The organism is Acetobacter sp. (assembly GCF_052102375.1).
Classification (GTDB): Bacteria; Pseudomonadota; Alphaproteobacteria; order Acetobacterales; family Acetobacteraceae; genus Acetobacter.
Window position 1 is genome coordinate 1 of record NZ_JBQDXI010000037.1, and the last position, 11,864, is coordinate 11,864.

Annotated in this window: 10 protein-coding genes; 7 read left to right on the top strand and 3 right to left on the bottom strand. The window is 51.1% G+C overall.

All coding sequences use genetic code 11. The annotated features are described in order from the left end of the window. The first annotated feature begins 427 nt into the window (after window positions 1–427). Window positions 428–2,062 carry a phosphoenolpyruvate carboxykinase (ATP) gene (pckA, locus tag ACTIDN_RS11800; RefSeq protein WP_441377201.1) on the top strand — a complete coding sequence of 545 codons (1,635 nt, stop codon included), beginning with the start codon at window positions 428–430 and terminating at the stop codon, window positions 2,060–2,062. A 44-nt stretch (window positions 2,063–2,106) separates the two neighbouring features. Here the strand turns inward: pckA and ACTIDN_RS11805 are convergent, their stop codons facing one another. Continuing rightward, the gene (locus ACTIDN_RS11805) at window positions 2,107–3,087 is read right to left on the bottom strand and encodes a hypothetical protein (protein ID WP_441377202.1); all 981 of its coding nucleotides are present in this window, start codon (window positions 3,085–3,087) and stop codon (window positions 2,107–2,109) included. A 368-nt stretch (window positions 3,088–3,455) separates the two neighbouring features. Here ACTIDN_RS11805 and fdnG point away from each other — a divergent pair, with 368 nt between their 5' ends. The 5 genes from fdnG (at window position 3,456) to ACTIDN_RS11830 (ending at window position 10,324) form a co-directional block, all read left to right on the top strand. Next, window positions 3,456–6,506: a formate dehydrogenase-N subunit alpha gene (gene fdnG, locus ACTIDN_RS11810; protein ID WP_441377203.1), complete on the top strand. Its 3,051-nt coding sequence runs from the start codon at window positions 3,456–3,458 to the stop codon at window positions 6,504–6,506. 8 nt (window positions 6,507–6,514) lie between these two features. Then, window positions 6,515–7,438, top strand: a complete 924-nt coding sequence (gene fdxH / locus ACTIDN_RS11815) for a formate dehydrogenase subunit beta (RefSeq protein WP_441377204.1) — start codon at window positions 6,515–6,517, stop codon at window positions 7,436–7,438. Next, window positions 7,435–8,094 (top strand): formate dehydrogenase subunit gamma, encoded by a 660-nt coding sequence (locus tag ACTIDN_RS11820; protein WP_441377205.1) that lies wholly within the window; start codon window positions 7,435–7,437, stop codon window positions 8,092–8,094. Before fdxH ends, ACTIDN_RS11820 begins: the two co-directional genes overlap by 4 nt. After that, the gene (gene fdhE, locus ACTIDN_RS11825) at window positions 8,091–9,026 is read left to right on the top strand and encodes a formate dehydrogenase accessory protein FdhE (RefSeq protein ID WP_441377206.1); all 936 of its coding nucleotides are present in this window, start codon (window positions 8,091–8,093) and stop codon (window positions 9,024–9,026) included. Before ACTIDN_RS11820 ends, fdhE begins: the two co-directional genes overlap by 4 nt. 113 nt (window positions 9,027–9,139) lie before the next feature. Continuing rightward, entirely contained in the window at window positions 9,140–10,324 is a 1,185-nt protein-coding gene (locus tag ACTIDN_RS11830) for a molybdopterin molybdotransferase MoeA (RefSeq protein WP_441377207.1), read from the top strand. Here ACTIDN_RS11830 and mobB read toward each other — a convergent pair. After that, a complete protein-coding gene (mobB, locus tag ACTIDN_RS11835; RefSeq protein WP_441377208.1) occupies window positions 10,311–10,850 on the bottom strand; it encodes a molybdopterin-guanine dinucleotide biosynthesis protein B in 540 nt (179 codons plus the stop codon). The two genes, ACTIDN_RS11830 and mobB, sit on opposite strands and share 14 nt — an antisense overlap. Window positions 10,851–10,952: 102 nt before the next feature. On the opposite strand from mobB, the gene ACTIDN_RS11840 reads away from it, so the two are divergent. Further along, a complete protein-coding gene (locus ACTIDN_RS11840) occupies window positions 10,953–11,276 on the top strand; it encodes a hypothetical protein (protein WP_441377209.1) in 324 nt (107 codons plus the stop codon). Here ACTIDN_RS11840 and ACTIDN_RS11845 read toward each other — a convergent pair. Beyond that, window positions 11,273–11,713 carry an NUDIX hydrolase gene (locus tag ACTIDN_RS11845; protein ID WP_441377210.1) on the bottom strand — a complete coding sequence of 147 codons (441 nt, stop codon included), beginning with the start codon at window positions 11,711–11,713 and terminating at the stop codon, window positions 11,273–11,275. The two genes, ACTIDN_RS11840 and ACTIDN_RS11845, sit on opposite strands and share 4 nt — an antisense overlap. Between the last annotated feature and the right edge of the window lie 151 nt (window positions 11,714–11,864).

The following is an 11,864-nucleotide window of genomic DNA, read 5'->3' on the forward strand; positions in this document are numbered from 1 at the left end:
TGAATTCTACAAAATGACCCGAAATTGCCTCAACTGTGAGAAATCCGCGTCGAGGGGGAGTGGGAGCATAGGAGATCTTCGGTCCTCTATCGGTACAGCAAGATTGGGGGCCTATAGCCACAATACTTTAAGGTAATCGTTGGTGTTATACCGTTTCTCCGTTTAATTTCGCTTAATTCTGGCCATCTTGCATTGGTTGTTAAAAAGCGTAACAACGGCTGTAGAAGAGCTGTCAGACTTCAACATGGTGTATTTCTAAGACACAGCAGTTGAAAACTGATAACTTTGAGGAAAATTAACTGCACGTGTGGCAGCAAGGGTTTGGTGCGGCACCTTATTTCCAGCATAAACTTGGCTGCAAAGCCCAAGGCATGGTGGAAAGAGAGGAAGCCGTGCACGCATGACAAAAAAAGGAAGATAAACACTCATGCAAGAGCACTTAAAAGTAAATATTCTGGCTCAGGCGCCGGGTCAGGATCCTGCCACCGTGCTGGATGGTACTGGAATTTCACCATTTTTTGCCGTTCATGCTAATCTTGCTGCTTCAGAGTTGGCCGCGATAGCTCTTGAACGTCAGGAGGGTGTTCTCTCCGAAGATGGTGCTCTGGCAGTTTATACCGGGATACATACCGGGCGCTCAGCAAAAGATAAGTTCATTGTAGATGAACCCGAAGTGAGCGGGGATGTTTGGTGGACTGACACCAACCAGAAAATGGCACCGCAAAACTTTCAACGACTGACAGATACTGTTCGAGGGTATCTGGCAGGGCAGGAGTTGTTCACACAGGACCTCTATGCAGGGGCCGACCCTGCACACCGTATCAAAGTGCGTGTTGTGACGACAAACGCATGGCATGCCCTGTTTGCCCGGAATATGTTTATCAGACCGCCCGTGGAAGAACTGGCTGACTTTGCGCCAGATTACGTTGTGTTGCATGCGCCTGATCTGGAATTAGATGCCGCCACGTTTGCCATTCGTTCAGCCACGGCTGTAACACTTTCGTTCGGGCAAAAGCTTATTATTATCGCCGGAACGCAGTATGCTGGCGAAATCAAGAAATCAATTTTCACAGTCATGAACTGGCTTCTCCCGCCTAAGGGGGTGTTGCCTATGCATTGTTCCGCCAATGTGGACGGTAAGGGGAGCAGTGCTCTGTTCTTTGGGTTGTCAGGAACAGGCAAAACCACTCTTTCTTCAGACCGTAACCGTCCTCTTATTGGAGATGACGAGCATGGATGGTCAGACGAAGGTGTCTTCAATTTTGAAGGGGGATGCTACGCTAAAGTTATTCGCCTGAATAAAGAAGCAGAACCAGACATCTGGAATGCATCCCACCGTTTTGGCGTCGTGTTGGAAAACGTAACCGTAAAGAGCGGCGGCCAACTAGACCTTGATGACGCCTCCCGCACAGAAAATACCCGGTCATGCTACCCCACACATTTTATCCCGAATGCCGTGGAGAACGGTCGTGGCGGTAAGCCATTGCATGTGCTTATGCTGACAGCAGATGCATTCGGGGTGCTTCCGCCCGTGGCTAAGCTAACACCTGAGCAAGCGATGTATCATTTTCTGTCGGGGTATACTGCTCGTATTGCCGGGACTGAAAAAGGGCTTGGTAACGCTCCCGAGGCCACATTCTCAGCCTGCTTTGGTGCACCTTTCCTGCCGCGGCCTCCTGCGTTGTATGGTAGCCTCCTGCGGGATCGTCTGGCGCGCGGCAATGTCTCATGTTGGCTGGTTAATACAGGCTGGGCAGGCGGTGTTTACGGTCAGGGTGAGCGCATGTCTCTTAAACATACCCGCGCCATTCTTGCGGCAGTGCTGGGTGATAAGCTGAATGACGCTGAGTTTGAGCAAGAGCCCTTCTTTGGTTTGTCTGTGCCAAAAACCGTGGACGGCGTTCCTGCAAACCTTCTGAACCCAGTAAATGCTTGGGCAGACAAAGCAGCCTATGCAGAACAAGCTGACAAACTGGTACAGCTCTTTGCTAAAAATGCGCAGAGTTTTGAGGCTGATGTAAGCGCCGATATTATGAAGGCTGCTGTAGGTAAAAAGCAGTAAAAATTTAAAAAGGGCAGGGATGGAAATCTGCCCTTTTTATGTTCCTAGGCGCCAGAACAGCGCCTAGGAACATAAGAGAGCGTGCTGTCCAACAGCGCATTGAGTTTGGCCTTCAGGCAGGGGTCTACCGTTACGGCAACATGCGCTCTGGCGCGGTGTTTTAGAGTATTTGCTGTCCGTAAACTGCCGTCCAAAATTTGGTTTTCTGTTATTAAATCAGAGATCGTCATGCTGCGGTCGTGAGCAATGTGGACGATGTTAAACGCCAGACTGTTCACAATGCTTTCAAACTCGGCCTTGCCAAAAGGAGACTTGCAAATAGCAAGCTGCTGTGTGGCATCAACATAAAGCCGAGTTGTCATCTGCTGGTCGTGTCTGTGGAAATAGCGTTGGTGCCACGTGCGGGCGCAGGCGTGCTCCCGTTCAGCAGCCAAATAATCGCTCAAATTTTTACGAACATCACCGCCGGTTGTCTGTGTTGACCATGCGGCAAGCCACGCGCTTGCAAAGTCCGGGTAGCTGTAGCGGTGCCAATCAAGCGCTGATTGGCCTTCTGTGCGCGTGGCAAAGCGAAAAGCTTTTTTGCCATCAACGCCGTAGAACAGCCCATGGTCAGCAGTGCTGAAAGGGTCACTGCCTAAAACCATAATATGCCCGGCGTCCCCGCCATGCATATGGCGTTGCATGGTAAAAAGATCAAAAAAGCAATCGTCTATATAGTTGCGGGCGGTATGAGCTTTTACATAGGTTAGAAAAAGTGGGTTGCGGACACCCGTTAATCCCTGCGGGCAGAAATCAAACCCCCACCAACGCGACATTTTAACCAGATGAAACGCAAGCTCATTGCGGAGTTGGGTAAAAATTTCATCGGTTTCTCCCTCGGAACAGAGGGTCTGCACGGCACGGAACCGACTGAGTAGAATATTGATCTGGGTAATAAAACCGTTTGTTGGGTTAAAATAATCAAGAAAAAGAGTGGGTTGTGAGTGTGTAAGATGCCAATGGCTTGTTTCTGTCATCGTCATGGATCAACCCATATAACTCGGGGAAAAATATGCGTCTGCGGGACGGAAAGCGGGTTTGGGTGAAGCACCAAACCAGGGACTGGGGATAAACGAGCGGGATAACGCTGGCCGATGCTTCGCTTTTCTTAATAATGAGAACAATTATCAATTGCAATAAAAAAATAGCAAGTCCGTTCGTTTGCGGTGGAGGCACAACTAAAAGTTGTTTAGTATTGTAATTGTCTATATTTGAATGGGAATAGATAAAGCTCTTCAAAAAAGGGTTCTGAAAGCAGCGAATACTAGATCGTGATCTGCATCAATTCCAAAATCAGTTAAACATTCTATATAACGTTTATGCGGTAAGTTGGGTAAAAGGTACGGGTAACATGACTCTGGGAAGACGGCAGTTTTTGAAGGCCGGTGGGACCTGCGTTGCAGGGGCCAGCGCGTTAGCTTTGGGCTTTACGCCCCCCAAGGCGTATGCAGGGGACTCTCGGCAATATAAGCTGCTCCGTGCCAAGGAAACTCGGAATAACTGTACATACTGCTCGGTTGGATGCGGTATTTTAATGTACAGCCTTGGTGATGGTGCCAAGAACGCAAAACCGAGTATTTTTCACATTGAAGGTGACCCGGACCATCCCGTAAGCCGTGGCTCGCTCTGCCCAAAAGGGGCAGGGCTAGTTGACTTCATACATAGTGAAGGACGTCTGCTTTATCCTGAACATCGTGCGCCTGGTTCCAAGGAATGGAAGCGTATTACGTGGGAAGAAGCCACAGACCGTATTGCCCGACTTCTTAAAGAAGATCGTGACAAAAATTTCATTGAGAAAAATGAGAAGGGTCAGACCGTCAACCGTTGGTTGAGCTCTGGTATGCTGGCATCTTCTGCCGCCAGTAACGAGACAGGGTTGCTGGACTTCAAGTTTGCTCGTGCGCTGGGTATGTTAGGGCTGGATTGTCAGGCACGCGTCTGTCACGCTCCTACTGTTTCTGCATTGGCTCCGTCCTTTGGGCGTGGAGCAATGACCAACAACTGGGTAGACATCAAAAACGCCAACGTTGTGCTGGTTATGGGTGGCAACCCGGCTGAAGCACATCCGGTTGGTTTTAAATGGGTTATGGAAGCCAAAATCCGTAACGGCGCTAAGGTTATGGTGGTTGACCCCCGCTTTAACCGTACGGCTGCTGTGGCGGATTTTTATACCCCCATTCGTGCGGGGGCTGATGCAGCCTTCATGCTCGGTGTTGTGAACTATTTGCTCACTCACGACAAAATCCAGCACGAATACGTTAAAGCCTACACCAACGCAGCACTGATTGTGCGGGAAGACTATCAGTTTGAAGATGGCCTTTTCAGTGGTTACGATGCTGAGAAGCGTATTTACGATAAAACAAGCTGGACCTATGAGCGGGACGAGCAAGGGTTTGCCAAGTCTGACCCTACATTACAGCATCCCCGTTGCGTTCTGAATCTGCTGCGTAAGCATGTAGAGCGCTATACGCCGGAAATGGTCACCCAGCTTACAGGGACACCTGCCAAAGACTTTGAGCATGTTTGTGCGGAGCTGGCCCGGACCAGTGCCCCTGACCAGACTGCAACCTTCCTATTCGCTCTTGGTTGGACACATCATACCAGTGGGGCACAAATCATTCGTGCTGGCGCAATGGTGCAGATGCTGCTGGGTAACATTGGGATGGCTGGCGGCGGCATGAACGCCTTGCGTGGTCACTCCAATATTCAGGGGTATACGGACCTTGGCCTGCTGTCCCTGCGTTTGCCGGGTTACATGAATCTGCCATCAGACAAGCAGCAGGATATTGGAACCTACCTGAAGGAAACCACGCCTGCTACGGAAGTCGCTAATCAGGTCAATTACTGGCACCACACACCCAAGTTCTTTGTCAGCCTGATGAAAACCCTTTGGGGTGAACATGCTACGGCCGCTAACAACTGGGGTTACGACTGGCTGCCTAAGTGGGACCGTAGTTACGATATGCTGGCTTACTTTGATATGATGTATCAAGGTAAGGTGAATGGCTATATTGCGCAGGGCTTTAACCCTCTTGCCGCCATGCCGGATAAAAATAAAACGGCTCAGGCTTTGGCTAAGCTCAAGTTCTTGGTGGTTATTGACCCGCTGGCAACTGAAACAGGCTCTTTCTGGCAGGACGAAGGTAAGTATAACGACGTCAAGACGGAAGATATTCAAACAGAAGTATTCCGTCTGCCTTCCTCTTGTTTTGCGGAAGAAAACGGGTCCATCGTTAACTCAGGTCGTTGGTTGCAGTGGCATTTTGCAGGTGCAGCGCCTCCGGGCGAAGCATGGCAGGACTCTCGCATTTTAGGCACCATTTTCACCAAAATTCGGGATCTCTATCGTAAAGAAGGTGGGGCATGTCCGGAACAGGTGCTGAACATGCAGTGGAACTACCGTGACGCGGAAGAACCACTGCCTGAAGAAGTTGCAAGGGAATGTAACGGTTTCGCTCTGGCTGACCTGAAGGACGATCAGGGGCGCGTGCTGGTTAAGAAAGGTCAGTTGCTGCCGGACTTCTCCGTCATGCGGGACGATGGCACGACCTCCAGCTTTGCTTGGATTTTTGCCGGGTCGTGGACCGAGGCTGGTAACCAGATGGCACGGCGCGACAATACGGACACCGGTTTAGGCTGCACACCCGGCTGGGCTTGGGCTTGGCCTGCCAACCGCCGTATTCTCTACAACCGTGCGTCTCTTGATCCGTCCGGTCGTCCGTGGGACCCAAAACGGCAGATACTGGAATGGGATGGCCAGCGTTGGAGCGGCGCAGACGTGCCAGATTATCCGGTTACAGCAGCTCCAGGTAGCGGCATAAGCCCCTTTATTATGCAGCCTGATGGGGTTGGTCGTCTGTTCGGCTGCGGTGGCATGACCGATGGGCCGTTCCCGGAACATTACGAGCCAACGGAATCTCCGCTGCAGAGCAATCCTTTGCATCCGGCTGTGACTTACAACCCGGTAGCTCGTGTGCTGACGGATGATCGGGCGCGTATGGGGCATGCAAAAGACTTCCCTTATGTTGCCACCACCTATTCAATTACGGAGCTTTTCCGCCATTGGACCAAGCATTCCCGCCTGAATGCTATTATCCAGCCAGAACAGTTTGTGGAAATTGGTGAAAAACTGGCAGGCAAGCTGAACATTGCGGCGGGTGACCGGGTGAAGGTATCGTCCGCACGAGGGTATATCGAAGCAAAAGCCGTCGTGACCAAGCGTATCAAAACGCTGAATGTCATGGGGCATGACCTCGACCAGATCGGCATCCCTTGTCATTGGGGGTTCAGAGGAGCCACTAAAAAAGGGTTCCTTGCCAACACGCTGAGCCCGGCGGTGGGCGATGCCAATTCTCAGACGCCAGAGTTCAAGGCGTTTCTTGTTAATGTTGAAAAAGTCTGAGGTGCAGGATGACCATGCAATCACAGGATATCATCAGGCGCTCTGCAACCAACAGCATTACGCCGTCGCCTCAGGCTCGCAGCCACACGGAAGAAGTTGCCAAGCTGATTGACGTCTCCCTTTGCACAGGGTGCAAAGGGTGTCAGGTCGCGTGTTCAGAATGGAACGATCTTCGGGACGAGGTTGGTGAAAACGTGGGGGTGTATGACAACCCGGCGGATCTCACCCCTGAAACATGGACCGTTATTCGTTTTGACGAAGTGGAAGATGAAAGCGGCAAGCTGGAGTGGCTTCTGCGCAAAGAAGGCTGCATGCATTGTGCAGACCCAGGGTGCCTGAAGGCTTGCCCAAGCCCTGGCGCCATTGTTCAGTTTGCCAATGGCATTGTGGATTTTCAGTCCGACCAATGTATTGGGTGTGGCTACTGCATTGCGGGCTGCCCATTCGATGTACCCCGTATCAGCAAAAAAGATAATCGTGCCTACAAATGCACGCTCTGTGCCGACCGTGTTGCGGTGGGGCAGGAGCCAGCCTGCGTGAAAACCTGCCCTACGGGCGCTATCTCTTTCGGTTCCAAAGCGGACATGAAACAGCTTGCTGCCAACCGCGTTGAAGAACTCAAGGGGCGAGGTCACGAAGGAGCTGGCCTGTACGACCCCGCTGGTGTTGGTGGTACCCATGTCATGTATGTGCTGACACATGCAGATAAACCGCAGATGTATCATCGCCTTCCAGCAGATCCTTATATCAGCCCAATTGTCCGCGGCTGGAAAGAATGGCTGAAGCCTGTCGGGGCACTCGGGTTTGTTGCAACACTGGCAGGGGCATTTGCCCACTACGTTGGTGTTGGGCCGAATACAACGGAAGAAATTGAGCACGAAGAACCCGTGCTTCCACCATCTGATGAAACCACCTCAGAAGAGAGGGTATGAGTATGGATACCAAAAAAGCTTTTCTGCGGACCAAGTTTTTTGACCGTATGTGTCATTGGACCATGGTGGCGTGCTTCTTCCTTGTGGCCATGTCTGGCCTGTCATGGTTCTTCCCTAGCCTGAACTGGCTTGGTAGTGTGCTAGGCACTCCGCAAACCGCCCGCGTACTACACCCATTTTTGGGAACAGTGGTGTTTGGGCTTCTGGTGGTCATGTTTTTCCGCTTTGTACATCATAACTTACCTGTGCGGACGGATATCATCTGGTTTCGGAATGTTATTGGCGTGCTGATGAACAGGCACGGGGACAACCTGCGTATTGGCAAATATAATGCAGGCCAGAAAATTCTATTCTGGGGCATTATGTCCTTGATCTCAGTGCTGTTCATGACCGGTATTGTCGCGTGGCGTGCTTATTTTGCTGCGTATTTTCCCATTCCGGTTATTCGCGTAGCGTTGCTGGCTCATTCTTTGGCAGGCCTTGCACTTATCCTTCTGGTTATAGGGCACATTTATATGGGTCTGTGGGTTAGGGGCTCTATCACAGGCATGCTCACGGGCTACGTGTCCCGCGCATGGGCCAAACAGCACCACGACCGCTGGTACGAAGAAAAAATTGCGTCATCCTCTGAAACACCGTCCAAGCCACATTCATGAAACTGCCTTTCTCTGACATAACGCCGCTGGACAAGAGTATCCCGGGTGTTCAGGCAATCGAGGCTCTTATCCTGCCTCGGTTGTCCGCACTTTATGCTAGGCGCACTGAGCGGTTGCGTGGTTTGAATGCTCAGGCTCATGGGGAAGTCGGGTACCTCGAATTTCTTGCCCATCTGGTTGATGCGCAGGCCACCCTGTTGGCCAATAACCCACTCACAGCTCAGCAAGCCATACCTGTCAGCGCACTGCTGGGCGATGGCTCTACCAAGCCGGAACGGCCTACCATGGCCGTTTTGCAGGAAACACCTTATTGGCAGGTAGCCTTCAAATTTTTTGTGGAGACGCTCAGTCCCCTGCTACCTGAAGAGAGTTCAGAAAAGCTGAGAAACTTGGCGCAGGCAGACGCATCAGTTTTGGCTGAAAAGGCTGGTCACCTTCTGGCACGGAACTATAGTGCAGTTGATGCCGGTGTTTCAGTCGTACTATGGGCGGCCTTGTCATCTTGTTGGGCGCAGGCTGTCGCGCTGGCTATTGGGCAGGATTCAAAAGCAGGAAGTGCTGAAAGTCACGGTGCTAACTGCCCATGTTGTGGTGCGCCCGCTGCAGGCGGACTAGTTTTGACAGGTGATAGAGAAGGCCTACGTTATCTACAATGTAGCCTGTGTGAAACACGGTGGCATAAAGTGCGTGCTACCTGTGCCACATGCCATGGCACACAAAACATTGACTACTGGACCCTTGAAAAAACTGAATCCCCAATTCAGATCGAAACCTGCGGAGACTGTCACAGCTATCTTAAGATTTTCCGTCAGGACCGTGACCCTCATTTAGATGTGTTGGCAGATGACCTTATGTCTCAGGGGCTTGATGAGCTTCTTGAAGAGCAGGGTTTCGTGAGAAGCGGCATTAATCCGTTCTCTTTTCCAGCATAGTTTTCTAAATCTTTATCGTGCCTTTGCACGTTGAACTGAGAGGAGGGGCTTGCCTATAGCCCCTTCCACTCCACCACAGTCATCGGGTTGCCATGCGGAATAGTTTTTCAAAAATGCTCGCTTTCCCCGCAGCGGTGCAGATGATCATGGAGCAAGCGGAACACTTTCCACTCAAAACTGAGAAGAAAGCGTTGGCGCTGGCTTACCACCACACTGTGGCAGAAAACATTTATGCCGAGCATGATCGTCCAGAAGCGGATATTTCTGCAATGGATGGTTATGCATTCTGCCACGCTGACATGCTGATGGCGGAAGATGGCTTGCCTGTTGTCAGTAAAACCGTGGCGGGAGCAGATCCCTTGCCACTTCAGCAGGGTACAGCCCAAGCTATTCTGACAGGTGCGCGCATTCCCCAAGGTGCCGATTGCGTTATGGCGGGAGAGCGAATGCAGTATGACCCTGAAACAGGGTACGTAATGCCAACACAGGCTCTGGCAGATAAAGGGGGCAATATCCGTCGGGTAGGAGAGGAATTTACGCGCGGAACACTCTTGGTCCGTAAAGGGCAGGTACTGGAGTGGTCTCATATCGCAGTTCTGGCGTCTCAGAATATAGACTCTGTAAAAGTTGTCTGCCCATTGCGTGTAGCCCTTGTTGCCAACGGGGGAGAACTCTCCACGCAGGCACAAGACAGGCGCGCTGATTCCAATACGCCCATGCTTGCCGCTATGCTGAAAACTTTTGGCGTAACCCCAAAAACATACCTCGCGGCCTCAGACGACCAAACGCATCTGATGCGTGTTCTGGAAGAGGCGTGGCAAGACGCTGATTGTATTGTGACAACAGGTGGCATTTCTGTTGGGGATACAGACAATGTGTTGGATGCGTTCAAGTCTCTGGGTGCCGAGCCTCTTTTTCGAGGGGTAAAGATAAGGCCAGGCAAACCCATTTCGGTCTTGAAACATGGGAACAAGCTAGCCTTCTGTTTGCCAGGTAATCCCGGCGCATCGGCCTTGTGCGCAAAAATTTTCCTCATGCCTTATCTGTATGCGGCTGTGGGTGCGGCTCAACCGGACCTGATTTCGGGCATTGCTGATTTCTCATTTGAGCCTATTGCAGACACAACGCATTTCATCCCCGTATCACGGCAGAAAACGAGCGAAGGCTGGCGCTTTACCCTTTTACCGACTGTTGGGGCCTCGGATGTTAGAGTTTTGACACAGGCCGCAGCCTTTCTGGAAGTCTCGCCCCAACAGCCTATCCGCAAAGGCCATATGTGCTGGGCTACTCCGCTTTAAAACCGGGCAGAGGGGTTGCTGCGTCGCGTATATACTCGGCGATTTCACGGGTGCCCTCTAGGTCGAACCGTTTTAAGGCTGGTGGGATAGGAGAGGAATTGGATGTTGCAACTGCTGTGATGGTTTTTTGTGTCAAAAAAAGAGGTTCTTTCCCTATCTCAGCTCTATAAACCTCCAAGGTGGTTGGGACCGATGCATGGAATCCCTCAACCAAAATAACGTCAGCAGGTGCCATACGGAGTAGTAAGTCGGGTAGGGCTGGCGGGCTTGTCATCTGACTATGCTGCAAGACCCATCTCTCTGGTGTGGCAAGCATGACTTCCTGTGCTCCAGCCTGACGATGGATGAAGGAATCTTTCCCCGGTTTATCAATATCAATGTGATGATGAGTATGCTTGATAGTTGAGACACTTAGCCCCATGTCTTTAAGTATAGGCAGAAGACGGGCTACCAAATGGGTCTTGCCTGAGCCACTCCGTCCAACCAGCCCAAAAACAGGCTGCTGCAGTAACTCTTGTATAAGCATGTGAATGTTCTTTCCTTCGGCGAGTAATCACAAGAAAGCAAAGCATGTGAAAGCGGGAGCGGGTAGGGGATGTTGGTTTTTTGAAAGGGCACGAGGAAAAGAATGGCTGAACGCAGCATCGAAGAAATATTGCTTATAGAAGATGACTACGAGCGGAGGATTGAACTTCTAATCCTCAGATTACCACAGAAAATGCGTCCGCCAGTTCACTGGCTCAGAAAGCCGGATGCAAAATGGCTCAGGCTTCCTGCCGGGGCTTTATTAATGTGTGGCGGTCTTCTGGCTATTCTTCCTGTCTTTGGTTTATGGATGCTCCCTCTGGGTTTCATCCTTCTGTCTCAGGATGTGCCTTACTTACGCAAACAGACCAATCGTATGTTGGCATGGGTAGAACGCCGTAAACCGCACTGGCTAGGGCTTAGTTAATTCACGGCCTTGGGTAAAGAAGATCGGAGTTGCCGAGCCAGCGGTAAAATTGAATCCCGTGTGAGCGGTGCCAGAATGATTGATGAGGGGGAGTGTGGGTCAAGCCATATCACCTCTTCTATCTCGGCTTGCGGCCTAACGGGGTGAGATAAGCGGACAAGATAACACTGTGCTTCAACAAAAAAGCCGGGCTCATGCGCTGCTGGTGCAATGAAGCTTTCCAGAAATTGTGGCTCACTCTCTTCTAGATTGAGTCCCAACTCCTCGTTCAGTTCCCGGCAGAGTGCGACTATAGGCGTTTCGCCGGCTGAAATTTTACCACCAGCTTGCATGAATGCCGTCGTTCCCCTTTTTCTGACAAGGAGAACATGCCCTTCGTCATTCATGATCAGGGCAGTAGCAATATAAAGCATATTCTCTTGTCGGTTGACGGTCATGGCACCCTTTCTCCTCCTCCTCCTGTAGCTTATGGGGAGTAAAAGAGAATGAGTGCTTTGGACAGGGTGACCAGTGGGCTGTCTGTCTTTTGTGGATTATTTTCTGCGAGAGTGAAAGAAATATGAAATAGGGTGTTGACGGTGTTTGTGA

Coding starts and splice junctions, on each gene's coding strand:
- pckA (WP_441377201.1), top strand. CDS start 428: ATGCAAGAGCACTTAAAAGTAAATATTCTGGCTCAGGCGCCGGGTCAG.
- ACTIDN_RS11805 (WP_441377202.1), bottom strand. CDS start 3,087: ATGACGATGACAGAAACAAGCCATTGGCATCTTACACACTCACAACCC.
- fdnG (WP_441377203.1), top strand. CDS start 3,456: ATGACTCTGGGAAGACGGCAGTTTTTGAAGGCCGGTGGGACCTGCGTT.
- fdxH (WP_441377204.1), top strand. CDS start 6,515: ATGACCATGCAATCACAGGATATCATCAGGCGCTCTGCAACCAACAGC.
- ACTIDN_RS11820 (WP_441377205.1), top strand. CDS start 7,435: ATGAGTATGGATACCAAAAAAGCTTTTCTGCGGACCAAGTTTTTTGAC.
- fdhE (WP_441377206.1), top strand. CDS start 8,091: ATGAAACTGCCTTTCTCTGACATAACGCCGCTGGACAAGAGTATCCCG.
- ACTIDN_RS11830 (WP_441377207.1), top strand. CDS start 9,140: ATGCTCGCTTTCCCCGCAGCGGTGCAGATGATCATGGAGCAAGCGGAA.
- mobB (WP_441377208.1), bottom strand. CDS start 10,850: ATGCTTATACAAGAGTTACTGCAGCAGCCTGTTTTTGGGCTGGTTGGA.
- ACTIDN_RS11840 (WP_441377209.1), top strand. CDS start 10,953: ATGGCTGAACGCAGCATCGAAGAAATATTGCTTATAGAAGATGACTAC.
- ACTIDN_RS11845 (WP_441377210.1), bottom strand. CDS start 11,713: ATGACCGTCAACCGACAAGAGAATATGCTTTATATTGCTACTGCCCTG.